Genomic DNA, 25,153 nt, shown 5'->3' on the forward strand with positions numbered 1-25,153 from the left:
CGGCGCATCCGCCGCACCCGGCACCCGCCGGACCGGCCGCACGCGCCCCCGCCGCCGCTCGGTCGTCGCCGCCATCGCCGCACTCACCGGTGCCACCGCCCTCGGCGCCTGCTCGGTGCCCGCACCCCGGCGGCCCACCCCCACCGCCGACCCCGCGCCCGGCATCCCGATCGCCAGCACGCGCCGCGCGCAGCTGATGCAGATCCTGGCTCACCCCGACGACGACCTTTACTTCATGAACCCGGACACCCAGCGGATGCTCGACTCCGGCGTGCCCCTCGTCTGCGTGTACGTCACCGCCGGCGAGCACAACGGCAAGAACCGCATACCCGGGGACCGGAACGTCCCCGCCGACCGCCCGGCCTACTCATCCGCCCGCCACCAGGGTCTGCGGCAGGCGTACGCCGTCCTCCTCGGCCTCGACAAGTTCACCGGCTGGCAGAAGGGTGTGACCACCCTGCGCGGCGACCACCGTGCCGAGATCAACACCCTCACCAACGGCCACCGCCGGGTCGAGCTGATCTTCCTCAACCTCCCGATGCACACGCCCCGCCGCTGGGAGGCCCTGCCCAGCCTCTGGCGCGACCGGGCGCTCGGCCTGCACACGGTCGTCGCCGCGGACTCGCCGCTGCGCAGGACGGTCTCGTACGACTACGACCAGCTCGTCGACGTGCTCGTCGGGCTCATGGAGCGGTACCGGCCGACCGTGATCCAGACCCTGGACCCGGACCCCGACATCCAGCACAGCGACGAGGCGACCCGCAAGCGGGACAGCGAGCAGCCCGGCTACTCGGACCACGCCGACCACACCGCCGTGGCGTGCTTCAGCTGGGACGCGATGGTGCGCTGGGTCGCCGAGGCGACGGAGGACGGCGGCCGGGTGCCCGGGTTCGTGGCCACGGCGTTCCGCGGCTACTTCAACCGGCACTGGCCCAAGAACCTCCCGCCGGCGGTCCTGCGGGAGAAGGCCGCCCACCTCGTCCCTTACGGCGGCGACCCCGACTGGGACTGCGGAAACCCGTCGGGCTGCGGCGACTACAGCGTGGGCGGCACCCGCCCGCTGACGAACAAGAAGGGCTGGGTCCGCTCGACCCATCACCGCTACCCGGGCGCCCGCCCCGTCCTCGTCACCGAGGCGGACGGGCGGCTCGCCGCGTACGGGGTGCTGGGGCTGCGGGCCGTGCGCTGGCGCGAGACCGGTCCGGGCAGCGGGCAGTGGGGCAAGCCGGACGATCTCGGCGGCGGGCCGCTCGCGCCCGCGCTGGGCTCGGCGGTGCTGAGGGACGGCTGGCAGCTGCTGTTCGGGCTGCGGTTCGCAGCGCTCGGCGGCCACGGCGGGGCGAACCGGCGCGAGGTGGTGCTGCTCGAACAGCGCACCGTCGGCGGAGACTTCGCGGCCTGGACGGGGCTCGGCAATCCTGAGCGGGAGGACGACCGGGGCCGCCGCATCGGCGTACCGGTCGCGGTGACCGCCCCGGACGGGCGCGTCCATCTCTTCGTACGCAACGCGGACAAGGGCCTCAGCACGCGGGTGCGGGACACGGACGGGCGCTGGGACGCCTGGCGTGATCTCGGCGGTGCCGAGATCCAGGACGGGCTCACGGCGGTCGTGGACGGCGCCGGGCGGGTCCATGTCTTCGGGGCGGGCCATGACTCCGTGCACCACTGGGCGCAGGAGGTCCTCGGCGAGGAGATCACCTTCAGGCCGGACGGCGGCAGCGGCCTGCCGGCCCCCGGCGGTCCGCTCGCCGCGCTCCCGGCCGACGACGGCGGAGTCGAGGTCTACTACCGCAAGCCTGCGGCCCCGGCCCTGATCGCCGTACGGGCCGGCGGCTCCCCCGCCCGGCCGCGCAAGGAACACTTCGACGGCTACGGCGCCGTGAGCACGGCCGCCGCGCCGAACGGGCCGGTGCTGCTCGGCAAGGACCTGCGGGGACGCGTACAACTCCAGGTCGACGGCAGGATCGTGACGCGACGCCAGGGAGTGGAGGCGCTGGACTTCCCCGCGCTCCGGCTGGGCCGCTCGGGCGCGACGGCGGTCGGCATGGGCGCGGACGCTCACCCGTGGATCTGGTACCCGGAGGCCGGCACGGCGAGCTAGTGCCCGGCGAGGGCCGAGCGGATGGCCTGACGGCGCGGGCCGCGCGACGCGGTGGGGGTGCCGGGTCAGTGGGTTCGGGTGGGCAGGCTGATGGTGGAGGGATGGTCGAGGTCGTGGAACACCTGCCGGCTCGCGACTTCGGTCGGGTGGCGGCCTGCCGGGGTTCGCCGGTGCCGGCGTTGCGGTTGCACTGGGGGAACGCGCCGCTGGAGACCTGGACGCGGATGCGGTGGCCGGACCGGAGCAGGTGGGCGGTGGGCGACGGCGTGACGGTGATGCGTGAGAGCTCGTCGGCGACCGTCGGCAGTCGACCGGCGGTCGTGGGACAGCCGCCCGCCACGGCCCGGTTGTCCAGCATGACCGCACCGAGTGCACCCAGCCGTCCGGGTGCCGGCCGATGTCGCGGAGCGAAGCGCGCTTCACCGACGCCCGTCTCAAGCCCGCGGGGGGGAACGGGCAAGGCCCCGGCCCACCGCGTGAACGGTGAGCCGGGGCCCTCGTACTGCTCGCCTACGGCAAGCGGCAGATCACCGGGATCGTTACTTGCTGATCTTGGTGACCTGGCCGGCGCCGACGGTCCGGCCACCCTCACGGATGGCGAACTTCAGGCCCTCCTCCATGGCGACCGGCTGGATCAGCGCGACCGTCATGGTGGTGTTGTCGCCCGGCATGACCATCTCGGTGCCCTCGGGGAGGGTCACGACGCCGGTCACGTCCGTGGTACGGAAGTAGAACTGCGGGCGGTAGTTGTTGAAGAACGGGGTGTGACGGCCACCCTCGTCCTTCGACAGGATGTAGGCCTGGGCCTCGAACTCGGTGTGCGGCGTGACCGAACCCGGCTTGATGATGACCTGGCCGCGCTCGACGTCCTCGCGCTTGATGCCACGGAGGAGCAGACCGACGTTCTCACCGGCCTGGCCCTCGTCGAGCAGCTTGCGGAACATCTCGATGCCGGTGACCGTGGTGGTGGTCTTCTCCTGCTTGATACCGACGATGTCGACGGTCTCGTTGACCTTGAGGACACCACGCTCGATACGGCCGGTGACGACGGTGCCACGACCGGTGATCGTGAAGACGTCCTCGATCGGCATCAGGAACGGCTTGTCGACGTCACGCTCGGGCTGCGGGATCGCCTCGTCGACGGCGTCCATCAGGTTCAGGACCGACTGGCCCCACTCCTTGTCGCCCTCGAGCGCCTTGAGCGCCGAGACCTTGACGACCGGCAGGTCGTCGCCCGGGAACTCGTACTCGGAGAGGAGCTCACGAACCTCGAGCTCGACGAGCTCCAGGATCTCCTCGTCGTCCACCATGTCGGCCTTGTTCAGGGCGACGACGATGTACGGCACGCCGACCTGGCGGGCCAGGAGCACGTGCTCCTTGGTCTGCGGCATCGGGCCGTCGGTGGCGGCGACCACGAGGATGGCGCCGTCCATCTGGGCAGCACCGGTGATCATGTTCTTGATGTAGTCCGCGTGACCCGGGCAGTCGACGTGCGCGTAGTGACGCGACTCCGTCTGGTACTCGACGTGCGCGATGGAGATGGTGATACCGCGCTGACGCTCCTCAGGAGCCTTGTCGATCTGGTCGAAGGCCGAGGCCTCGTTCAGGTCCGGGTACTTGTCGTGCAGCACCTTGGTAATGGCGGCCGTGAGGGTCGTCTTACCGTGGTCGATGTGACCGATGGTGCCGATGTTGACGTGCGGCTTAGTCCGCTCGAACTTCGCCTTCGCCACTGGGGTCCTCCTGTGGAGTGGTTCTGTACGCCTTACTCATCGGCGCCAGGGTGATCTTTGCTGGTGGTGCCGGCCGTCGGGGCGAGCCTCACGGGTTCGCGGGAAACGCCCCGACGGTTACGGCGTCAAGCCTAAAGCGTGTACTCGGGTGAGTTACTCGCCCTTGGCCTTCGCGATGATCTCCTCGGCGACGTTCCGCGGAACCTCGGCGTAGGAGTCGAACTGCATCGAGTAGCTTGCGCGACCCGAGGTCTTGCTGCGGAGGTCGCCGACGTAGCCGAACATCTCCGACAGCGGCACCAGGCCCTTGACGACACGGGCGCCGGCACGCTCCTCCATGGCCTGGATCTGGCCACGGCGGGAGTTGATGTCACCGATGACGTCGCCCATGTAGTCCTCGGGCGTGGTGACCTCAACGGCCATCATCGGCTCGAGGAGCACGGGGGACGCCTTGCGCGCGGCCTCCTTGAAGGCCTGCGAGCCGGCGATCTTGAAGGCGAGCTCGGAGGAGTCGACCTCGTGGTAGGCACCGTCGAGAAGAATGACGCGGACGCCCGTCATCTCGTAGCCGGCGAGGATGCCGAACTGCATGGCCTCCTGCGCACCGGCGTCGACCGAAGGGATGTACTCCTTCGGGATGCGGCCACCGGTGACCTTGTTCACGAACTCGTAAGCGGCGTCGCCGCCCTCGATCGGCTCGATCGCGATCTGCACCTTGGCGAACTGACCGGTACCACCGGTCTGCTTCTTGTGGGTGTAGTCCACGCGCTCGACGGCCTTGCGGATCGTCTCGCGGTACGCGACCTGGGGCTTGCCGACGTTGGCCTCGACCTTGAACTCACGCTTCATGCGGTCGACGAGCACCTCGAGGTGAAGCTCGCCCATACCGCCGATGACGGTCTGGCCGGTCTCCTCGTTGGTGTGCACCTGGAAGGAGGGGTCCTCCTCCGCGAGACGCTGGATGGCGACACCCAGCTTCTCCTGGTCACCCTTGGACTTGGGCTCGATCGCGACCTCGATGACCGGCGCCGGGAAGTCCATGGACTCCAGGATCACCGGGTTCTTCTCGTCCGCGAGCGTCTCACCGGTGGTGGTCTGCTTCAGGCCCATGACGGCGACGATGTCACCGGCGCCCACCGACTCGATCTCCTCACGCTTGTTCGCGTGCATGCGGTAGATCTTGCCGATGCGCTCCTTGCGGCCCTTCACGGAGTTCAGCACGGCCGTGCCGGACTCCAGACGGCCGGAGTAGATGCGCACGAAGGTGAGCTTGCCGAGGTGCGGGTCGCTCATGATCTTGAACGCCAGCGCCGACAGCGGCTCGTCGTCGGACGGCTTGCGCTTGACGACCAGGTCCGCGTCCTTGACGTCGTGGCCCTCGATGGCCTCGATGTCGACGGGCGACGGGAGGTAGCGCACGACCGCGTCGAGCAGGGGCTGAACGCCCTTGTTCTTGAACGCGGTGCCACAGAACACCGGAGTGACCGTGGTGCCCTTGCCCTTGCCGGAAGCGATGGTGATACGACGGATCGCGGCGTACAGCTGCTCCTCGGTGGGCTCCTGGCCCTCCAGGTACAGCTCCATGATCTCTTCGTCGTTCTCGGCGACGGCCTCGACGAGCTTGCCGCGGTACTCCTCGGCAGCCTCGGTGTGGGTGGCCGGGATGTCGACGACGTCGTACATCTCACCCTTGGCCGCCTCGGCCGACCAGACCAGGGCCTTCATACGGACCAGGTCGATGACGCCCTTGAAGTCGGCCTCGGCACCGATCGGGAGCTGCATGACGATCGGCTGCGCGCCAAGGCGGTCGCTGATCATGTCCACGCAGCGGTGGAACTCGGCACCCGTGCGGTCCAGCTTGTTGACGAAGCAGATACGCGGCACGCCGTAGCGGTCCGCCTGACGCCACACGGTCTCGGACTGCGGCTCGACACCGGCGACGCCGTCGAACACCGTCACGGCACCGTCGAGCACACGCAGGGAGCGCTCCACCTCAACGGTGAAGTCGACGTGCCCCGGGGTGTCGATGATGTTGATGGTGTGGTCGACGTCCTCGAGCGGCCAGTGGCAGGTCGTCGCGGCAGACGTGATCGTGATGCCGCGCTCCTGCTCCTGCTCCATCCAGTCCATCGTGGCGGCGCCGTCGTGGACCTCACCGATCTTGTACGAAACACCGGTGTAGAACAGGATGCGCTCGGTGGTGGTCGTCTTGCCCGCGTCGATGTGGGCCATGATCCCGATATTGCGGACCCTGGCCAGGTCAAGCGAAGTGGTAGCCATAAGGCTTTCGTCTTCTCTCGGTTCTCGATGGGGTTGCGACTACCAGCGGTAGTGCGCGAAGGCCTTGTTGGACTCGGCCATCTTGTGCGTGTCCTCACGCTTCTTGACCGCAGCGCCGAGGCCGTTCGAGGCGTCGAGCAGTTCGTTCATGAGGCGCTCGGTCATGGTCTTCTCGCGGCGGGCGCGGGAGTAGCCGACGACCCAGCGGAGCGCGAGGGTGGAGGCACGACCGGGCTTGACCTCGATCGGAACCTGGTAGGTGGCGCCACCGACACGGCGGGACTTGACCTCGAGAGACGGCTTGACGTTCTCGAGAGCGCGCTTCAGCGTGATGACCGGGTCAGCGCCGGTCTTCTCGCGGAGGCCTTCCATGGCGCCGTAGACGATGCGCTCAGCGGTGGAACGCTTGCCGTTGAGCAGAATCTTGTTGATCAGCGAGGTCACCAGAGGAGAACCGTAAACCGGGTCGATGATGACCGGGCGCTTCGGGGCGGGGCCCTTACGAGGCATTCTTACTTCTCCTTCTTGGCGCCGTAGCGGCTGCGGGCCTGCTTGCGGTTCTTGACGCCCTGGGTGTCAAGGGAGCCGCGGATGATCTTGTAACGAACACCCGGCAGGTCCTTCACACGGCCACCACGCACGAGCACGATGGAGTGCTCCTGCAGGTTGTGTCCCTCACCCGGGATGTAGGCCGTGACCTCGATACCGGAGGTCAGACGCACACGCGCGACCTTACGGAGGGCCGAGTTCGGCTTCTTCGGGGTGGTCGTGAACACACGCGTGCAGACGCCACGACGCTGAGGGGAACCCTCGAGTGCGGGCGTCTTGTTCTTCTCGACCTTGTCCTGCCGGCCCTTGCGGACCAGCTGCTGGATCGTAGGCACTACTTCTCCGGTTTCTGTGTGCCGTTAGTAAAGCTAACCTGGAACGTCGCCGACCCACGCGGTCGGGTGTGTCGAATGCTGCAGACTCCCGCCGGAAGGCGGAAAAGGCGCAGATTACGGTGGCCGGTCTTGGCTCGCTGTGCGGTTGAGGACACGCACATGAGCCCAGGCACACCCCAGGCACAAGGTCTGAGCGTACCTACCTCACCGAGTTCGGTCAAAACAAATGCAAGCGGGCCCGACACGCCGGTACGCCACCAGGACGCCCCGAAGCGCCCCAGAGGGCCGTACGGGCCGCGGGAGCCCGCTCTCCGGCCGCTCAGAGGCCGAGGTCGACGGCGAAGGGCGGCCACCCCGTACGCAACGGAGCAGCCGCCCTTCTGGGTCCCGTGCCCTAAGGCCAGGGGCCGTACGCCTTACTGGTTGTACGGACCGTAGTCGTAGTCCTCCAGCGGAACGGCCTGGCCGGAGCCCGTGCCGAACGGCGAGTAGTCGATGTCGTCGTAGCCGACGGCCGAGTACATCGCGGCCTTGGCCTCCTCGGTCGGCTCGACCCGGATGTTGCGGTAGCGGGACAGGCCCGTACCGGCCGGGATGAGCTTACCGATGATGACGTTCTCCTTGAGGCCGATCAGGGAGTCCGACTTGGCATTGATCGCCGCGTCGGTGAGGACCCTGGTCGTCTCCTGGAAGGACGCCGCCGACAGCCACGACTCGGTGGCGAGCGAGGCCTTGGTGATACCCATCAGCTGCGGACGGCCGGAGGCGGGGTGACCGCCCTCGGTGACCACACGACGGTTCTCCTGCTCGAAGCGCGAGCGCTCCACGAGCTCGCCCGGCAGCAGCTCCGCGTCGCCGGACTCGATGATCGTCACACGGCGCAGCATCTGCCGGATGATGATCTCGATGTGCTTGTCGTGGATCGACACACCCTGCGAGTTGTAGACCTTCTGGACCTCGCCGACCAGGTGCACCTGGACGGCCCGCTGACCGAGGATGCGCAGCACGTCGTGCGGGTTGGTGGCACCCACGGTGAGCTTCTGGCCCACCTCGACGTGGTCGCCCTCGCCCACCAGCAGACGGGCACGCTTCGAGATCGGGAACGCCGTCTCGTCGCTGCCGTCGTCCGGGGTGACGACGATCTTCTTGGTCTTCTCGGTCTCCTCGATCCGCACGCGGCCGTTGGCCTCGGAGATCGGGGCGACACCCTTCGGGGTACGGGCCTCGAAGAGCTCGACGACACGCGGCAGACCCTGGGTGATGTCGTCACCGGCCACACCACCGGTGTGGAAGGTACGCATCGTCAGCTGGGTACCGGGCTCACCGATGGACTGGGCGGCGATGATGCCGACCGCCTCACCGATGTCGACCAGCTTGCCGGTGGCGAGCGAACGGCCGTAGCAGTACGCACACGTACCGACCGCGGACTCACAGGTCAGGACCGAGCGGGTCTTGACCTCCTCGACACCCGCGCCCACGAGCGCGTCGATGAGCACGTCACCGAGGTCGACGTTGGCCGGCGCGATGACCTTGCCGTCCACGACGACGTCCTCGGCGAGCATCCGCGCGTACACGGACGTCTCGACGTCCTCCGCCTTGCGCAGGACACCGTCGGCGCCCCGCTCGGCGATCCGCAGCTTCAGACCGCGGTCGGTGCCACAGTCCTCCTCGCGGATGATGACGTCCTGCGAGACGTCGACCAGACGACGCGTGAGGTAACCGGAGTCGGCGGTACGCAGAGCGGTGTCGGCGAGACCCTTACGGGCACCGTGCGTGGAGATGAAGTACTCCAGCACGGACAGACCCTCGCGGAACGACGCCTTGATGGGACGCGGGATCGTCTCGTTCTTGGCGTTCGACACCAGACCACGCATACCGGCGATCTGACGCATCTGCATCATGTTTCCGCGAGCACCCGAGTTGACCATCATGAAGATGGGGTTGGTCTTCGGGAAGTTCGCGTTCATCGCCTCGGCAACCTCGTTGGTCGCCTTGGTCCAGATGGTGATGAGCTCCTGCGTGCGCTCCTGCTTGGTGATCAGACCGCGCTCGTACTGCTTCTGGACCTTCTCGTCCTGCGCCTCGTAGCCCGCGACGATCTCCTTCTTCGCCTCGGGAACGACGACGTCGGAGATGGCCACGGTGACACCGGAACGGGTCGCCCAGTAGAAGCCCGACGCCTTCAGGTTGTCGAGCGTCGCCGCCACGATGACCTTCGGGTAGCGCTCGGCGAGGTCGTTGACGATCTCGGAGAGCTGCTTCTTGCCGACCGAGTAGTCGACGAACGGGTAGTCCTCGGGCAGCAGCTCGTTGAAGAGCGCGCGGCCCAGGGTCGTCCGCAGACGGAACGAGTCACCCTGCTGCCACGCACCTGCTCCGACGCTGTCGTCCCCCTCCTCCTCGACCGGCGGGGTCCAGCCACGGGGCGGGACGGTGCCGATCGGGAAGCGGATGTCGACCTTCGCCTGGAGCGAGAGCTCCCGGGCGTCGAAGGCCATGATCGCCTCGGCGGTGGAGTTGAACGCACGGCCCTCGCCGCGCACCTCGCGCTCCTCCTCGTCCGTGGTGAGGAAGAAGAGGCCCAGCACCATGTCCTGGGTCGGCATGGTGACCGGTCGGCCGTCGGCCGGCTTGAGGATGTTGTTCGAGGACAGCATCAGGATGCGGGCCTCGGCCTGCGCCTCCGCGGACAGCGGCAGGTGCACGGCCATCTGGTCACCGTCGAAGTCCGCGTTGAACGCGGTGCAGACGAGCGGGTGGATCTGGATGGCCTTGCCCTCGACCAGCTGCGGCTCGAAGGCCTGGATGCCGAGGCGGTGCAGCGTGGGCGCACGGTTCAGCAGCACCGGGTGCTCGGCGATGACCTCTTCGAGGACGTCGTACACGACGGTGCGGCCGCGCTCGACCATGCGCTTGGCGCTCTTGATGTTCTGCGCGTGGTTCAGGTCGACCAGGCGCTTCATCACGAACGGCTTGAAGAGCTCCAGCGCCATGGCCTTGGGCAGACCGCACTGGTGCAGCTTCAGCTGTGGGCCGACGACGATCACGGAACGCGCCGAGTAGTCGACTCGCTTACCGAGCAGGTTCTGACGGAAGCGACCCTGCTTGCCCTTCAGCATGTCGCTGAGGGACTTCAGCGGGCGGTTACCGGGACCGGTGACCGGACGGCCGCGGCGGCCGTTGTCGAACAGCGCGTCGACGGCCTCCTGGAGCATCCGCTTCTCGTTGTTCACGATGATCTCGGGGGCACCGAGGTCGAGCAGACGCTTCAGTCGGTTGTTCCGGTTGATGACCCGGCGGTACAGGTCGTTCAGGTCGGAGGTCGCGAAGCGGCCACCGTCCAGCTGCACCATCGGACGCAGGTCCGGCGGGATCACCGGCACGCAGTCCAGCACCATGCCCTTGGGGCTGTTGCTGGTCTGCAGGAACGCGGAGACGACCTTGAGGCGCTTGAGCGCACGGGTCTTCTTCTGGCCCTTGCCGGTACGGATGATCTCGCGGAGGCGCTCGGCCTCCTCGTTCAGGTCGAAGGACTCCAGGCGCTTCTGCAGCGCCGCGGCACCCATCGAGCCGTCGAAGTACGTGCCGAAGCGGTCACGCAGCTCGCGGTAGAGCAGCTCGTCACCCTCCAGGTCCTGGACCTTGAGGTTCTTGAAGCGGTTCCACACCTCGTCGAGACGGTCGATCTCGCGCTGGGCGCGGTCGCGCAGCTGCTTCATCTCACGCTCGGCACCCTCGCGCACCTTGCGGCGCACATCGGCCTTGGCACCCTCGGCCTCGAGCTCGGCCAGGTCGGCCTCGAGCTTCTTGGCGCGGGCCTCCAGGTCGGCGTCGCGGCGGTTCTCGATCTGCTGGCGCTCGACGGAGACATGGGCCTCCAGCGAGGGCAGGTCGCGGGTGCGGCGCTCCTCGTCGACGTACGTGATCATGTACGCCGCGAAGTAGATGACCTTCTCCAGGTCCTTCGGGGCGAGGTCGAGCAGGTAGCCCAGCCGCGACGGAACGCCCTTGAAGTACCAGATGTGGGTGACGGGAGCGGCCAGCTCGATGTGGCCCATCCGCTCACGGCGCACCTTGGCGCGGGTGACCTCGACGCCACACCGCTCACAGATGATGCCCTTGAAGCGGACACGCTTGTACTTGCCGCAGTAGCACTCCCAGTCCCGGGTAGGACCGAAGATCTTCTCGCAGAAGAGTCCGTCCTTCTCGGGCTTGAGCGTGCGGTAGTTGATGGTCTCAGGCTTCTTGACCTCGCCGTGGGACCACTGACGGATGTCGTCAGCGGTGGCCAGGCCGATCCGGAGCTCGTCGAAGAAGTTGACGTCGAGCACTATGCGTCAATCCCTCTCAGGGTCGTGTCTCAATCATGGTCTGTACGGGGTCCGGGGAGAGGCCGGGACTCCTTGTGGGAGCCCCGACCGACCCGTCAGACCTCTTCGACGCTGCTCGGCTCGCGCCGGGACAGGTCGATGCCGAGCTCCTCCGCCGCGCGGAAGACGTCCTCGTCGGTGTCGCGCATCTCGATGGACATGCCGTCCGAGGACAGCACCTCCACGTTGAGGCACAGGGACTGCATCTCCTTGATGAGCACCTTGAAGGACTCGGGGATGCCGGGCTCGGGGATGTTCTCGCCCTTGACGATGGCCTCGTAGACCTTCACGCGGCCGGTGACGTCGTCGGACTTGATGGTCAGCAGCTCCTGGAGGGCGTATGCGGCGCCGTATGCCTCCAGCGCCCACACCTCCATCTCACCGAAGCGCTGGCCACCGAACTGAGCCTTACCACCCAGCGGCTGCTGGGTGATCATCGAGTACGGGCCGGTCGACCGGGCGTGCAGCTTGTCGTCGACCAGGTGGTGGAGCTTGAGGATGTACATGTACCCGACCGAGATCGGGTCCGGGAACGGCTCACCGGAGCGGCCGTCGAACAGCCGGGCCTTACCGGTCGGGAGCACCATGCGCTCGCCGTCCCGGTTCGGGATCGTGTGCTGCAGCAGACCCGCGAGCTCGTCCTCACGCGCACCGTCGAAGACCGGGGTCGCGACGTTGGTGCCCGGCTGGACCTGGTCCGCACCGATGGCCTGCAGGCGCTGGGCCCACTCGTCGGCGAGGCCGGAGACGTCCCAGCCGCGGCTGGCGAGCCAGCCGAGGTGGATCTCCAGGACCTGTCCCGGGTTCATTCGGGACGGGACACCCAGCGGGTTGAGGATGATGTCGACCGGGGTGCCGTCCTCCATGAACGGCATGTCCTCGATCGGCAGAATCTTGGAGATGACGCCCTTGTTGCCGTGACGGCCGGCGAGCTTGTCACCGTCGGTGATCTTGCGCTTCTGCGCGACGTACACGCGCACCAGCTGGTTCACACCGGGGGGAAGCTCGTCGCCCTCCTCGCGGTCGAAGACGCGGACGCCGATGACCTTGCCGGTCTCGCCGTGCGGCACCTTCAGCGAGGTGTCACGGACCTCACGGGCCTTCTCACCGAAGATCGCGCGGAGCAGGCGCTCCTCCGGGGTCAGCTCGGTCTCGCCCTTGGGCGTGACCTTGCCGACCAGGATGTCGCCGGCGACGACCTCGGCACCGATACGGATGATGCCGCGCTCGTCCAGGTCCGCGAGGACCTCCTCGGAGACGTTCGGGATGTCCCGGGTGATCTCCTCGGGGCCGAGCTTGGTGTCACGGGCGTCGACCTCGTGCTCCTCGATGTGGATCGAGGAGAGGACGTCGTCCTGGACGAGGCGCTGCGACAGGATGATCGCGTCCTCGTAGTTGTGACCCTCCCACGGCATGAACGCGACCAGCAGGTTCTTGCCGAGCGCCATCTCACCGTTCTCGGTGGCCGGACCGTCGGCGAGGACCTGGCCCTCGACGACCCGGTCGCCCTCGGCGACGACGACCTTCTGGTTGACCGAGGTGCCCTGGTTGGAGCGGGCGAACTTGGCCAGGCGGTACGTGTTGTACGTGCCGTCGTCGTTGGCGACGGTGATGTAGTCCGCGGAGAGCTCCTGGATCACACCGTCCTTCTCGGCCTTGACCACGTCGCCGGCGTCGGTGGCACAGCGGTACTCCATGCCGGTGCCGACGAGCGGGGCCTCCGCCTTGATGAGCGGAACGGCCTGGCGCATCATGTTCGCGCCCATGAGGGCACGGTTGGCGTCGTCGTGCTCGAGGAACGGGATCATGGCGGTCGCGACCGACACCATCTGGCGCGGCGAGACGTCCATGTAGTCCACGTCCTCGGGCGCGACGTAGTCGACCTCGCCGCCACGGCGGCGGACCAGCACGCGAGCCTCGGAGAAGCGCAGGTCGTCGCTGAGCGCGGCATTGGCCTGCGCGATGACGAAGCGGTCCTCCTCGTCGGCCGTGAGGTAGTGCACCTCGTCGGTGACGACGCCGTGCTCGTCGACCTTGCGGTACGGCGTCTCGACGAAGCCGAACGCGTTGACGCGGCCGTACGAGGCGAGCGAACCGATCAGACCGATGTTCGGGCCTTCGGGGGTCTCGATCGGGCACATGCGTCCGTAGTGGGACGGGTGCACGTCTCGGACCTCGAAGCCCGCCCGCTCACGGGACAGACCGCCGGGGCCGAGCGCCGACAGACGACGCTTGTGGGTCAGGCCCGACAGCGGGTTGTTCTGGTCCATGAACTGGGACAGCTGGCTGGTGCCGAAGAACTCCTTGATGGAGGCGACGACCGGCCGGATGTTGATCAGGGTCTGCGGCGTGATCGCCTCGACGTCCTGAGTGGTCATGCGCTCACGCACGACGCGCTCCATACGGGCCAGACCCGTGCGGACCTGGTTCTGGATGAGCTCGCCGACGTTGCGCAGACGACGGTTGCCGAAGTGGTCGATGTCGTCGGTCTCGACGACGATCGTCGAGCCGCTCTCTCCGACCGTCTCGGTCTCACCGGCGTGCAGCTTCACCAGGTACTTGATCGTGGCGATGATGTCGTCGGTGGTGAGCACGCCGGCGTCCAGCGGCTCGTCGGCCCCGAGCTTCTTGTTGACCTTGTAGCGGCCGACCTTGGCGAGGTCGTAGCGCTTCGGGTTGAAGTACAGGTTCTCGAGCAGCGTCTGCGCGGCTTCGCGCGTCGGGGGCTCGCCCGGGCGCAGCTTGCGGTAGATGTCGAGCAGCGCGTCGTCCTGGCCCTGGGTGTGGTCCTTCTCCAGGGTGGCGCGCATCGACTCGTACTCGCCGAATTCCTCGAGGATCTGCTCGGTGGTCCAGCCGAGCGCCTTGAGGAGGACGGTGACGGACTGCTTGCGCTTGCGGTCGATGCGGACACCGACCATGTCGCGCTTGTCGATCTCCATCTCGAGCCAGGCACCCCGGGACGGGATGATCTTGGCGGAGAAGATGTCCTTGTCGGACGTCTTGTCGATGGAGGAGTCGAAGTAGACACCCGGCGAGCGGACCAGCTGCGACACCACGACACGCTCGGTGCCGTTGATGACGAAGGTGCCCTTGTTGGTCATGAGCGGGAAGTCGCCCATGAAGACCGTCTGGGACTTGATCTCACCGGTCTCGTTGTTGGTGAACTCGGCCGTGACGAAGAGCGGCGCGGCGTACGTGAAGTCGCGCTCCTTGCACTCGTCGATCGAGTTCTTCGGGGGCTCGAAGCGGTGGTCGCGGAAGGTCAGCGACATCGACCCGGAGAAGTCCTCGATCGGAGAGATCTCCTCGAAGATCTCCTCCAGACCGGACTTCGTGGGGACGTCCTGTCCGGACTCCAGAGCCGCCTCGACACGAGCCTTCCATGCGGCATTGCCGAGCAGCCAGTCAAAGCTCTCGGTCTGCAGCGCGAGGAGGTTCGGAACCTCGAGGGGCTCCTTGATCTTTGCAAAGGAGATGCGCAGCGGGGCGGTGCTTGCGCCGTTGTTCATATTCGCGGTCGAGGCGTTGCGCGAGGCGGCCAAGAGGGGGTCCTTCCGAGGGCTCGGACTCACTACGCGCGTACCGGTCCCAAGCCAGGCACGGAGACAGAGGTCCCCAATCTGGTCAAAAAGCCAGGTCAGGGCACTTCGGTCAACGATGCTCTTGCGAGGGTATGCCCCTGGTGACGGGCAGGAGGCAGCTAACAGGCAGCGCAAAGGGTCAGTGTAGCCACTTGGCCCACTGATGTCCAGGTCGGGTTTTCCGAGACCCTCGTTGTTCTCAACTCCGCGGTATGCCGTGCGCTGGAGGCGCACACCGATCCTGCCCGTTCGGTCGCCGATCCATGCCTCGAGTTTGGACCGTTGTGACGACGCGTCCTGAGAATTGCGCGCTGCGTGCGGTTCGTCAAGGCCCTCCACTCCGTGGAGATCGTCACCTGGCGCACGGCGAAGATCACCTTACTCTCCGCAGCGGACTGCGCAAGGCAGCCGCCCAGTGCGCCGGGGAACGCCGCAGGGCGACCACCCGAATAGGTGATCGCCCTGCGGTGTGTGCGCGTTACAGCGCGAGAGTCAGAAGACTCCAGAGGTCACTTGACCTCGACGGAGGCGCCGGCGGCCTTGAGGGACTCAGCAGCCTTCTCCGCGGCCTCCTTGTTGACCTTCTCGAGGACCGGCTTCGGGGTGCCGTCGACGAGGTCCTTGGCCTCCTTCAGGCCCAGGGAGGTCAGCTCACGCACGACCTTGATGACCTGGATCTTCTTCTCGCCGGCGCCGGTGAGGACGACGTCGAACTCGTCCTGCTCCTCGACGGCCTCAGCGGCGGCGGCCGGACCGGCCGGACCGGCAACGGCGACCGCGGCAGCGGCGGTGACGTCGAACTTCTCCTCGAACGCCTTCACGAACTCGGAGAGCTCGATGAGGGTCATCTCCTCGAACTGCGCGAGCAGGTCTTCCTGAGACAGCTTCGCCATGATGGGCGATCCTTCCACTAATTCGGCTGGTGCCGGGTGTGTATGTCGGCGGGCGTACGTTGGGCCCGCTGCGACCCGCGCTCTAGGCGGCGCGGATCAATGCGCGAGCCGAATTACTCGGCACCGCCCTGCTCGTCCTGCTTGGCGCGAAGAGCGTCCACGGTGCGGACGAGCTTCGAGGGAAGCGCCTGGAAGAGCTGAGCAGTCTGCGTCTGCTTGCCCTTGAAGGCGCCCGCCAGCTTGGCGAGCAGAACCTCGCGGGACTCGAGGTCCGCAAGCTTCTTGATCTCATCGGCGGACAGCGCCTTGCCATCAAGGACACCGCCCTTGATGATGAGGTTCGGGTTCTCCTTGGCGAAGTCACGAAGACCCTTCGCCGACTCCACCGGGTCACCGGTGATGAAGGCGACCGCCGTCGGACCAGTGAACTGATCGTCGAGCGAAGTGATCCCGGCCTCGTTGGCCGCAATCTTGGTCAGCGTGTTCTTCACCACGGCGTACTGGGCGTTCTCACCGAGCGAACGACGCAGCGTCTTGAGCTGCGCCACGGTGAGACCCCGGTACTCGGTCAGCACGGCGGCGTTCGAGCTACGGAACTGGTCCGCGAGCTCGGCCACCGCGGCAGCCTTGTCGGGCCTTGCCATAGAGCGTCGGCCTCCTTCCGGGTGATGAGGACCGCTCAGAAGGGGCTGAACAAAACGAAACGCCCCGGCGCAGGCGCACGGGGCGTGGCTCGACCGGCTGCGCCCTTTGAGGAGCGGCATCCGGGAGCTCATCCACAGTCACCTGCGCGGGTCGTCCGCAGCTAGCGGATCCTTCGGCCACCGCACCGATGAAGGCACGGCAACGACCAGCGGTCTTTGGCTTCCGTGGAAGACTACGGGAGGGAGTCCCCCCAGGCAAATCGGGTGATCAGGCCCCGCCGCCGGTGCCGCTGTCGAGACCCTCGAGGATCTCCTCGGTCTCCTTCAGCTTCTCGTCGATGCCCTTCATGACGTCCTGGACACCTGGTCGGCCGGCGGCGCCTTGACGGCCGGGGCCGTGCCGCAGTCCGAGAACGTCGCCTTGGTCGTCGACGTGCCCTTGTCGTCCGTCAGAGCGTCCTCGAGACGGACCGGACAGCCGTCTCCGCCGATCCAGATGTCGATCTTGTACGTCCTGATCCCGGCCTTCTTGAGAGCGGCCCGGAGCGCCTTGCGCCGGTCGTCCTTCATGACCTTGCTCCGGGAGTCGGCCCGGAGCAGTTCAGCGAGGGTGAAGGTGCCGCGGTAGTGCTCCGTCCCGGTGCCGTCGGACTTCTCGGCGCTCACGTGCCGGAGCTTGTCCTGGTCGAGCAGCATGGCGAGGTACTCGGCCGGGTCCTGGTTCAGCCGGACGCCCGGCGCCTCGCTGTCCGCCAGGCCGATCCTCATCCAGGGCTTGCCCGTGGCGCTCTTGTCCGACGGAGCGTAGACGTCGTCGCCGATCTGGAGCAGCCGCTTGTCCTCACCGTCCGCGGTCATCGTGGGTCCTGGCCGGCCGGGTACCACCCCTTGACGCCGACCTGCCGGCCGGCCCTGCCGTTCGCCTCCGCATACGTCAGACCGGTCCTGGCGAACTTGGCGTCCACCGTCTTCAGGTAGGACGCCTCGATGGCCTCCGCGGGCCGGGCGGCGGCCGTGCCCGGCTACGCCGCGTCCTCGCCGCCCGAGCCGTCGCAAGCCGTCAGAGCGGTCGTGAGCAGGGCGCCTCCGGCGACGGCGACGCCTACTCGCGTGAGGACAGCCTTCTTCCTGTACGTCTCCCCCATGGGTGGATCTCTGCGCGAACCCCGTGACTTCAGGCGGAAGATCGGAAAAGTCCTCACGAAGATCGCGCCGGGCAGACCGGGCCGGGCAGACGACGACGGGCCTTCCACCCCGGAAAGCGGGGTGGAAGGCCCGTCGTCAGACGCTCAGCGTGAGCCCTCAGGCTCGACCCGGTCAGACAGCTGCCGGGTCCTCCTCGACGAGGAGGTTGCGGGTGCGGTTGGAGTCCAGCGGGATGCCGGGGCCCATGGTGGTGGTCAGGGTCGCCTTCTTGATGTAGCGGCCCTTCGCGGCGGACGGCTTGAGACGGAGGATCTCCTCGAGCGCCGCGGCGTAGTTCTCCACCAGCTTGGTCTCGTCGAAGGAGATCTTGCCGATGATGAAGTGCAGGTTCGAGTGCTTGTCGACACGGAACTCGATCTTGCCGCCCTTGATGTCGTTGACAGCCTTGGCGACGTCCATGGTCACGGTGCCGGTCTTGGGGTTCGGCATGAGACCACGGGGACCGAGCACACGGCCGAGGCGGCCGACCTTGCCCATGAGGTCCGGGGTGGCGACGACGGCGTCGAAGTCCAGACGGCCCTTCGAAACCTCGTCGATCAGTTCGTCGGAGCCGACGATGTCGGCGCCCGCGGCTTCCGCGGCCGCAGCACGGTCACCGGTCGCGAAGACCAGGACCCGGGCGGTCTTACCGGTGCCGTGCGGAAGGTTCACGGTGCCACGGACCATCTGGTCGGCCTTGCGCGGGTCAACGCCCAGGCGGAAGGCGACCTCGACGGTGCCGTCGAACTTGGTGGTGGCGGTGTCCTTCGCAAGACGGACGGCCTCGAGCGGGGCGTAGTTGCGCTCCCGGTCGATCTTGGCGTCCGCGTTGCGGAGAGCCTTGCTGCGCTTCACTTCTTCTCCTGTTGGTTCAGGTACGGAGTCGTGGTCCGAGCCAGCGCCTGGCCCTGCCACTGGTCAAACGGGGACTGATCAGCCCTCGACCGTGATGCCCATGGAACGGGCGGTGCCGGCGATGATCTTCTCGGCGGCGTCCAGGTCGTTGGCGTTCAGGTCGGGCATCTTGGTCGTGGCGATCTCGCGGACCTGGTCGCGCGTCAGCTTGGCGACCTTGGTCTTGTGCGGCTCGCCGGAGCCCTTGTCCACACCCGCGGCCTTGAGGATCAGCTTCGCGGCCGGCGGAGTCTTGGTCACGAAGGTGAAGGAACGGTCCTCGTAGACCGTGATCTCCACCGGCACGACCATGCCACGCTGCGACTCGGTCGCGGCGTTGTAGGCCTTGCAGAACTCCATGATGTTGACGCCGTGCTGACCCAGTGCGGGGCCGACCGGCGGAGCCGGGTTGGCCGCACCGGCCTGGATCTGGAGCTTGATAAGCCCCGTGACCTTCTTCTTCTTGGGAGGCATTGCTCTCTCCGGGTCCTAGTGAGAGTTTTTCGCCTTCCACCCGATCATCCGGATGGAGGCATACCGCACAACGATAACGGGTACCACTGCGCGGCCAAAAACCGAGCAGGTCAGAACGGCCACGAGGGCTGTTCTGACCTGGTCGGAAACCTGTGTGCCAGTTAGTTCTTCTGGATCTGGTCGAAGCTCAGCTCGACCGGGGTCTCGCGACCGAAGATCTCGACGAGGCCCTTGACCTTCTTCGAGTCGGCGTTGATCTCGTTGATCGTGGCCTGCAGCGTCGCGAACGGACCGTCGGTGACGGTGACCGAGTCGCCGACCTCGAAGTCCAGCACCTGGACCTCGACCTTGCGGGCCGGAGCCGGCCTGCCCTCGGCCTCGGCGGCCTCGCGGGCGGCCTTCTCCTCGGCCTCCGGGGCGAGCATCTTGACGATCTCGTCCAGGGTCAGCGGGTACGGGTCGTAGGCGTTGCCCACGAAGCCGGTGACACCCGGGGTGTTGCGGACGACGCCCCAGGACTCGTTCGTCAGGTCCATACGGACGAGCACATAGCCGGGCAGCTTGTTCTGCCGGACGTTCTTGCGCTCGCCGTTCTTGATCTGGACGATCTCTTCCTCGGGGACCTCGGCCTGGTAGATGAAGTCCTCGACGTTCAGCGAGACGGCACGCTGCTCCAGGTTGGCCTTCACGCGCTTCTCGTAGCCCGCGTAGGTGTGGATCACGTACCACTCGCCGGGCAGACCGCGCAGCTCGTCGCGGAGCGCGGCGATCGGGTCGACGGGAGCCTCCGGCTCGGCCTCGACCTCGGTGTCCGCTTCGGTCTCGGCGTCCGCCTCGGCGGCTTCCTCGCCCTCGTCCTCGTCGGAGAGGACCTCGTCCTCGTCGCCGATCTGGATCGCAGCTTCCTCGGCGGGCAGCCCCGCAGCGGCATCGGCAGCTTCCGCCTGGTCCTCGTCGGCAGCCTCGACGATGTCGAGCTGGTCCTCAGCGGACTCTGCCGACTCGATGGCGTCGTTCAGGTTCGGGTCAGACACGGTGGCTGCTTCTTCCTGGATACAGATGGGGTGGAACATGCGAAAGGGACGCCCGGCGAGGCGCCCTCCGCGGGATCAGCCGAAGATGTACTTGACTGCTGCCTGGAAGCCATAGTCCATCACGGTCACAAGGCCGATCATGATGACGACGAAGACAATCACCACGGTGGTGTACGTCGTCAGCTGGCTGCGAGTGGGCCAGACAACCTTGCGCAGCTCGGCGACGATCTGACGGTAGAACAGCGCGAGGCGCCCGAAGGGGCCCTTCTTCCCGCGCTTGCCGCCCTTGCGGGTCTTCTTCCGGGCGTCCGGCGCTTCGTCCTCGGCATCAGGCATGTCGATGGAGCCTACGGCGTCCGTCACGTCTCTCACCTGATTCCGGGTCGTGGCCGTGCCGCGCCCGGTGGAGCCGCACGGCGGTGCATGAAGATACGTACCTGCGCACACATCCTGGCGAAGGTGTGTGGAGCAGGGCCGGAGGGACTTGAACCCCCAACCGCTGGTTTTGGAGACCAGTGCTCTACCAATTGAGCTACGACCCTTTGTGGTTCTCCCCAAACCTACCCCATGGTTAGAGGTGGTCGGTGAGGGCCAACGAGCCAAGAGTGTACGTGGTCAGCGCCCGTGCGTCGAACAGATAGCTCCACGGCGGTTCCTGTCCGTGTTCCGACACCGTTCCGCCAGGACGTGACCCGGCCCTGTCCGCTCGGTGAAACCCTTGTGCCCGGGGCGCCCCGGGTCTGGGAGCATGGCCGTATGAGCGCTGCAACTCCTCCCACCGAGCGCCGGGTCTCCGCCCGCATCGGTGCGATCTCCGAGTCCGCGACCCTCGCCGTCGACGCCAAGGCCAAGGCCCTCAAGGCCGCCGGCCGCCCGGTGATCGGCTTCGGCGCGGGCGAGCCCGATTTCCCGACGCCCGGCTACATCGTCGACGCCGCGATCGAGGCCTGCAAGAACCCCAAGTACCACCGCTACACCCCGGCGGGCGGCCTCCCCGAGCTGAAGAAGGCCATCGCCGAGAAGACGCTCCGCGACTCCGGCTACGAGGTCGACCCCGCCCAGGTGCTGGTGACCAACGGCGGCAAGCAGGCGATCTACGAAGCCTTCGCGGCGATCCTGGATCCGGGTGACGAGGTCATCGTCCCGGCTCCGTACTGGACGACGTACCCCGAGTCGATCCGTCTCGCGGGCGGTGTCCCGGTGGAGGTCGTCGCCGACGAGACCACCGGCTACCGGGTCTCGGTGGAGCAGCTGGAGGCCGCGCGCACGGAGCGGACCAAGGTCGTCCTCTTCGTCTCCCCGTCCAACCCCACCGGCGCGGTCTACAGCGAGGCCGACGCCCGTGCGATCGGCGAGTGGGCCGCCGAGCACGGCCTGTGGGTGCTGACGGACGAGATCTACGAGCACCTGGTCTACGGGGACGCGACGTTCACCTCGCTCCCGCAGATCGTCCCGGCGCTGCGCGACAAGTGCATCGTCGTCAACGGTGTGGCCAAGACGTACGCCATGACCGGCTGGCGGGTCGGGTGGCTCATCGCCCCGAAGGACGTGGTGAAGGCCGCGACCAACCTGCAGTCGCACGCCACCTCCAACGTGTCGAACGTGGCGCAGGTCGCCGCCCTGGCCGCCGTCTCCGGCGACCTGGACGCGGTCGCGGAGATGCGCAGGGCCTTCGACCGCCGCCGCCAGACGATCGTGAAGATGCTGAACGAGATCGGCGGCGTGCTCTGCCCGACCCCCGAGGGCGCGTTCTACGCGTACCCGTCGGTCAAGGGCCTGCTCGGCAAGGAGATCCGCGGCAAGCGCCCGGCCACCTCGGTGGAGCTGGCGGCGCTGATCCTGGACGAGGCCGAGGTCGCGGTCGTCCCGGGCGAGGCCTTCGGCACGCCGGGCTACCTGCGGCTGTCGTACGCGCTGGGCGACGAGGACCTGGTCGAGGGCGTCTCGCGGATGCAGAAGCTGCTCGCGGAGGCGCGCGACTGACATCGCGTCGCGCACAAGCGGGCCTCCGGGGAGACCGGGGGCCCGCTTATGCGTTCAGACAAGCGCTCGTTCGGTGAACTCGGCTTCCTGAGGAAGGACCCATGCGGCAAGATCCTTCAGTGACTCCTCCCCCGGAGGGGCTTCTCACCCGTCCGCTCGCGCGGCCTCATGACGGACAAGCCCTGCCCGGCACCTCTCGGCACAGCGCGGAGTCCACCCGTTACGGAGGGTCCATGGAGGCGGTCCGCGACCTCAGCCTGCTGCCCAAGGCTCATCTGCATCTGCACTTCACCGGGTCGATGCGTCCCGCCACGCTGCTCGAACTCGCCGACAAGTACGGCGTCCATCTCCCCGACGCGCTGACCAGCGGCCGGCCGCCGAAGCTGCGGGCGACGGACGAGCGGGGCTGGTTCCGCTTCCAGCGGCTGTACGACATCGCACGGTCCTGTCTGCGGGAGCCCGAGGACATCCGGCGGCTGGTGCGGGAGACGGCCCAGGAGGACGTCAGGGACGGTTCCGGCTGGCTGGAGATCCAGGTCGACCCGACGTCGTACGCGCCGATGCTGGGCGGGCTGATCCCGGCACTGGAGATCATCCTGGACGCGGTGGACGCCGCGTCGCGCGAGACCGGACTCGGGATCCGGGTCGTGGTCGCGGCCAACCGCATGAAGCACCCCCTGGACGCCCGGACGCTGGCACGGCTCGCCGTGCGGCACGCGGACCGGGGCGTGGTCGGCTTCGGACTCTCCAACGACGAGCGGCGGGGCATGGCCCGCGACTTCGACCGGGCGTTCGCGATCGCCCGGGAGGGCGGGCTGCTGGCGGCCCCGCACGGCGGAGAGCTGACCGGGCCCGCGTCCGTACGGGACTGCCTGGACGATCTGCACGCCTCGCGCATCGGGCACGGTGTGCGGGCGGCGGAGGACCCGCGGCTGCTGCGGAAGCTGGCCGAGCGCGGGGTGGCCTGCGAGGTGTGCCCGGCGTCGAATGTCGCGCTCGGCGTCTACGAGAAGCCGGAGGACGTCCCGCTGCGGACGCTGTGGGAGGCCGGCGTGCCGATGGCGCTGGGCGCGGACGACCCCCTGCTCTTCGGGTCGCGGCTCGCGGCGCAGTACGAGATCGCCCGACGCCACCACGGTTTCACCGACGCGGAGCTGGCCGAGCTGGCCCGCCAGTCGGTGCGCGCGTCCGCGGCGCCGGAGGACGTACGCAGCAAGCTGCTGTCCGGGATCGACGACTGGCTGGCCGACCCGTCGGCCGGCTGATCCCGCGCAGGAGGGTGCGGGCGAGGGACGCGGCGAACGCGTCGAGAGGCTGCGGCGGCTGCCCGTCGGCGGTGGCGTGGAAGGCGAAGGCACGCTGCCCGTCGGCGGTGGCGTGGAAGGCGAAGGCACGCTGCGCGCAGGCGCCGGGCAGGAGTGAGGCCGCGGCAAAGGTGTCCGCTCCGGCCGCGATGCGGCCCGCGTCCCGCTCGGTGCGCAGATGGGCGTCGAGGCTCTCGATGGGCAGGTGCGGTCCGGTGCCCAGCTCGCGCATGGCGTCGTCGTGGCGGGCCTTGAGCGGCGCTTCCTGGCGGTGAGCGGCGCCACTGGGTCCCGTACCGGAGAACGAGACGTTCTTCCTGCGCTGGATCGGAACGCCGCTCGTGTCCCGTGTGCTGCGCAAGCACTACGACGACCTGCGGGTCATGGAGGCCGACATGCGCGCCGGCGCCACGGACTGGACGTCGGTGCGCCCGCCGCGGCTGACCGATGGACGTCAGTGCGCCCGCCGCGGCTGACCGATGGACGTCAGTGCGCCCGCCGCGGCTGACCGATGGACGTCAGTGCGCCCGCCGCGGCTGACCGACGGCCCGCTGACCGCCACTACCGCACGGCGATCGGCACGAGCCTGCGCGGCGGGGCGAAGATCTCCCGCGCGGGCGTCGCGCACGCGATGCTCGCGATGACGGAGGACCCAGCGACGGTCAAGCAGCCGGTCGCGGTGGCGTAACAGCCGCTCTACAGGCTGACGCCGACCGTCACCGGCTCGTTGACGAGCGTGACCCCGAAGGCGTCGCGGACGCCCGCGACGACCTCGCGGGCGAGGGCGAGCAGGTCCTCCGTGGTGGCCTCGCCCCGGTTGGTGAGCGCGAGGGTGTGCTTGGTGGAGATGCGGGCCGGGCCCTCGCCGTATCCCTTGGTGAAGCCGGCCCTGTCGATGAGCCAGGCGGCGGAGGTCTTGGTGTGGCCGTCGCCCGCGGGGTACGCGGGCGGCGTGACGCCGTCGCCGAGCCGGTCGCGTACGCGGCCGAGGAAGGTCTCGTACGCGGCCGCCGTCAGGATCGGGTTGGTGAAGAACGACCCGGCCGACCACGTGTCGTGATCCTCGGGGTCCAGCACCATGCCCTTGCCCGCGCGCAGCTTCAGCACCGTCTCGCGCGCGGTCGCCGCCGGGACCCGGTCGCCGGTTTCGACGCCGAGGGCGCGGGCCGTTTCGGCGTACTTGATCGGGGCGGACAGGCCCCCCGCGTCCTCCAGTTCGAACCGGACGCGCAGCACGACATGACGGTCGGGGTCCGCCTTGAAACGGCTGTGGCGGTAGGCGAAGCCGCAGTCGGAGTTGGCGATGGTGACCGTCTCGCCGCTGCGGCGGTCGTACGCCACGACCTCGGTGACGGTGCTGGACACCTCCTGGCCGTACGCCCCGACGTTCTGGATCGGGGTGGCGCCGGCCGAGCCGGGGATGCCGGACAGGCACTCCAGGCCGGCGAGGCCCGCCTCCACGGTCCGGGCCACGGCGTCGGTCCACACCTCGCCCGCGGCGAGCTCCAGCTTCGTGCCGTCGAGCCGGAATCCGGTGGTGGCGATGCGCAGGGCGGTCCCGTCGAAGCCCTTGTCACCGATGACGAGGTTGCTGCCGCCGCCGATCAGCAGCAGCGGCGTGCCGGCGGCGTCCGCCTCGCGGACGACCGCGATCACCTCGTCGTCCGTGGCGGCAGTGACGAGGCGCGTGGCCGGTCCGCCCAGGCGGAAGGTGGTCAGCGGGGCGAGGGGGGCGTCATGGAGTTCCTGCACGGGGACAAGAGTACGGTCCGTGCCACCGCGCCCCTGGA

General features: G+C 68.1%; 20 protein-coding genes, 1 tRNA gene and 1 pseudogene. 5 read left to right on the top strand and 17 right to left on the bottom strand.

The genetic code is table 11. The annotated features are described in order from the left end of the window. Positions 1-73 precede the first annotated feature (73 nt). Positions 74-2,101: a PIG-L family deacetylase gene (locus ABT078_RS12125; protein ID WP_351226805.1), complete on the top strand. Its 2,028-nt coding sequence runs from the start codon at positions 74-76 to the stop codon at positions 2,099-2,101. 163 nt (positions 2,102-2,264) lie between these two features. Here the strand turns inward: ABT078_RS12125 and ABT078_RS12130 are convergent. From ABT078_RS12130 to ABT078_RS12205, 16 genes and pseudogenes are all read right to left on the bottom strand, one after another. Continuing rightward, positions 2,265-2,459 (bottom strand): annotated as a pseudogene (locus tag ABT078_RS12130) (CocE/NonD family hydrolase C-terminal non-catalytic domain-containing protein); the annotation flags it as partial. A 181-nt stretch (positions 2,460-2,640) separates the two neighbouring features. After that, positions 2,641-3,834: an elongation factor Tu gene (gene tuf, locus ABT078_RS12135; protein ID WP_351226582.1), complete on the bottom strand. Its 1,194-nt coding sequence runs from the start codon at positions 3,832-3,834 to the stop codon at positions 2,641-2,643. A 153-nt stretch (positions 3,835-3,987) separates the two neighbouring features. Further along, complete coding sequence (gene fusA / locus ABT078_RS12140) at positions 3,988-6,114, bottom strand: elongation factor G (protein WP_351226584.1); 2,127 nt, start codon at positions 6,112-6,114, stop codon at positions 3,988-3,990. Between the two features lie 39 nt (positions 6,115-6,153). Then, positions 6,154-6,624 (bottom strand): 30S ribosomal protein S7, encoded by a 471-nt coding sequence (gene rpsG, locus ABT078_RS12145; RefSeq protein ID WP_262006819.1) that lies wholly within the window; start codon positions 6,622-6,624, stop codon positions 6,154-6,156. A gap of 2 nt (positions 6,625-6,626) precedes the next feature. After that, on the bottom strand, positions 6,627-6,998 hold the full coding sequence (gene rpsL, locus ABT078_RS12150) for a 30S ribosomal protein S12 (RefSeq protein ID WP_003948652.1): 372 nt from the start codon (positions 6,996-6,998) through the stop codon (positions 6,627-6,629). Positions 6,999-7,414: 416 nt separating this feature from the next. Beyond that, a complete protein-coding gene (locus ABT078_RS12155) occupies positions 7,415-11,329 on the bottom strand; it encodes a DNA-directed RNA polymerase subunit beta' (protein WP_351226587.1) in 3,915 nt (1,304 codons plus the stop codon). Between the two features lie 95 nt (positions 11,330-11,424). Next, positions 11,425-14,913: a DNA-directed RNA polymerase subunit beta gene (gene rpoB, locus ABT078_RS12160; RefSeq protein WP_351226589.1), complete on the bottom strand. Its 3,489-nt coding sequence runs from the start codon at positions 14,911-14,913 to the stop codon at positions 11,425-11,427. Positions 14,914-15,461: 548 nt separating this feature from the next. Continuing rightward, complete coding sequence (gene rplL, locus ABT078_RS12165; RefSeq protein ID WP_351226591.1) at positions 15,462-15,845, bottom strand: 50S ribosomal protein L7/L12; 384 nt, start codon at positions 15,843-15,845, stop codon at positions 15,462-15,464. Between the two features lie 113 nt (positions 15,846-15,958). After that, positions 15,959-16,489, bottom strand: a complete 531-nt coding sequence (gene rplJ, locus ABT078_RS12170; protein WP_351226593.1) for a 50S ribosomal protein L10 — start codon at positions 16,487-16,489, stop codon at positions 15,959-15,961. A 345-nt stretch (positions 16,490-16,834) separates the two neighbouring features. Continuing rightward, on the bottom strand, positions 16,835-17,347 hold the full coding sequence (locus ABT078_RS12175) for an SCO4651 family lipoprotein (protein ID WP_351226595.1): 513 nt from the start codon (positions 17,345-17,347) through the stop codon (positions 16,835-16,837). Between the two features lie 164 nt (positions 17,348-17,511). Beyond that, positions 17,512-17,634, bottom strand: a complete 123-nt coding sequence (locus ABT078_RS12180) for a hypothetical protein (protein ID WP_351226596.1) — start codon at positions 17,632-17,634, stop codon at positions 17,512-17,514. Positions 17,635-17,806: 172 nt separating this feature from the next. Next, positions 17,807-18,529, bottom strand: coding sequence for a 50S ribosomal protein L1 (gene rplA / locus ABT078_RS12185; RefSeq protein ID WP_351226598.1), 723 nt, complete (start codon positions 18,527-18,529; stop codon positions 17,807-17,809). A 78-nt stretch (positions 18,530-18,607) separates the two neighbouring features. After that, positions 18,608-19,042, bottom strand: a complete 435-nt coding sequence (gene rplK, locus ABT078_RS12190; RefSeq protein ID WP_031076594.1) for a 50S ribosomal protein L11 — start codon at positions 19,040-19,042, stop codon at positions 18,608-18,610. A gap of 161 nt (positions 19,043-19,203) precedes the next feature. Beyond that, entirely contained in the window at positions 19,204-20,076 is an 873-nt protein-coding gene (gene nusG / locus ABT078_RS12195; protein WP_351226600.1) for a transcription termination/antitermination protein NusG, read from the bottom strand. A 75-nt stretch (positions 20,077-20,151) separates the two neighbouring features. Then, positions 20,152-20,439 (bottom strand): preprotein translocase subunit SecE, encoded by a 288-nt coding sequence (gene secE / locus ABT078_RS12200; RefSeq protein WP_351226602.1) that lies wholly within the window; start codon positions 20,437-20,439, stop codon positions 20,152-20,154. A 106-nt stretch (positions 20,440-20,545) separates the two neighbouring features. Continuing rightward, positions 20,546-20,618: transfer RNA gene (locus ABT078_RS12205), tRNA-Trp, on the bottom strand. Positions 20,619-20,832: 214 nt separating this feature from the next. Between ABT078_RS12205 and ABT078_RS12210 the strand changes: the two genes are divergently transcribed. The 4 genes from ABT078_RS12210 to ABT078_RS12230 all read left to right on the top strand — a co-directional run bounded on the left by ABT078_RS12210 (position 20,833) and on the right by ABT078_RS12230 (position 24,051). After that, the gene (locus ABT078_RS12210) at positions 20,833-22,059 is read left to right on the top strand and encodes a pyridoxal phosphate-dependent aminotransferase (RefSeq protein ID WP_351226604.1); all 1,227 of its coding nucleotides are present in this window, start codon (positions 20,833-20,835) and stop codon (positions 22,057-22,059) included. A 233-nt stretch (positions 22,060-22,292) separates the two neighbouring features. Continuing rightward, a complete protein-coding gene (locus tag ABT078_RS12215) occupies positions 22,293-23,324 on the top strand; it encodes an adenosine deaminase (RefSeq protein WP_351226606.1) in 1,032 nt (343 codons plus the stop codon). 380 nt (positions 23,325-23,704) lie between these two features. Next, positions 23,705-23,839 (top strand): hypothetical protein, encoded by a 135-nt coding sequence (locus ABT078_RS12225; protein ID WP_351226608.1) that lies wholly within the window; start codon positions 23,705-23,707, stop codon positions 23,837-23,839. Between the two features lie 35 nt (positions 23,840-23,874). Then, positions 23,875-24,051, top strand: a complete 177-nt coding sequence (locus tag ABT078_RS12230) for an NAD(P)-dependent oxidoreductase (RefSeq protein ID WP_351226610.1) — start codon at positions 23,875-23,877, stop codon at positions 24,049-24,051. Positions 24,052-24,059: 8 nt separating this feature from the next. Here the strand turns inward: ABT078_RS12230 and ABT078_RS12235 are convergent, their stop codons facing one another. Then, on the bottom strand, positions 24,060-25,115 hold the full coding sequence (locus ABT078_RS12235) for a UDP-N-acetylmuramate dehydrogenase (RefSeq protein WP_351226612.1): 1,056 nt from the start codon (positions 25,113-25,115) through the stop codon (positions 24,060-24,062). Between the last annotated feature and the right edge of the window lie 38 nt (positions 25,116-25,153).

The organism is Streptomyces sp. NPDC002133, from assembly GCF_040296405.1.
Classification (GTDB): Bacteria; Actinomycetota; Actinomycetes; order Streptomycetales; family Streptomycetaceae; genus Streptomyces.

What these genes read in the sequence shown, in the direction of transcription:
- fusA (WP_351226584.1), bottom strand. Translation starts at nt 6,114, where the DNA reads ATGGCTACCACTTCGCTTGACCTGGCCAGGGTCCGCAATATCGGGATC.
- rpsG (WP_262006819.1), bottom strand. Translation starts at nt 6,624, where the DNA reads ATGCCTCGTAAGGGCCCCGCCCCGAAGCGCCCGGTCATCATCGACCCG.
- rplL (WP_351226591.1), bottom strand. Translation starts at nt 15,845, where the DNA reads ATGGCGAAGCTGTCTCAGGAAGACCTGCTCGCGCAGTTCGAGGAGATG.
- rplJ (WP_351226593.1), bottom strand. Translation starts at nt 16,489, where the DNA reads ATGGCAAGGCCCGACAAGGCTGCCGCGGTGGCCGAGCTCGCGGACCAG.
- ABT078_RS12175 (WP_351226595.1), bottom strand. Translation starts at nt 17,347, where the DNA reads ATGACCGCGGACGGTGAGGACAAGCGGCTGCTCCAGATCGGCGACGAC.
- ABT078_RS12180 (WP_351226596.1), bottom strand. Translation starts at nt 17,634, where the DNA reads ATGGGGGAGACGTACAGGAAGAAGGCTGTCCTCACGCGAGTAGGCGTC.
- rplK (WP_031076594.1), bottom strand. Translation starts at nt 19,042, where the DNA reads ATGCCTCCCAAGAAGAAGAAGGTCACGGGGCTTATCAAGCTCCAGATC.
- ABT078_RS12210 (WP_351226604.1), top strand. Translation starts at nt 20,833, where the DNA reads ATGAGCGCTGCAACTCCTCCCACCGAGCGCCGGGTCTCCGCCCGCATC.
- ABT078_RS12215 (WP_351226606.1), top strand. Translation starts at nt 22,293, where the DNA reads ATGGAGGCGGTCCGCGACCTCAGCCTGCTGCCCAAGGCTCATCTGCAT.
- ABT078_RS12230 (WP_351226610.1), top strand. Translation starts at nt 23,875, where the DNA reads ATGGACGTCAGTGCGCCCGCCGCGGCTGACCGACGGCCCGCTGACCGC.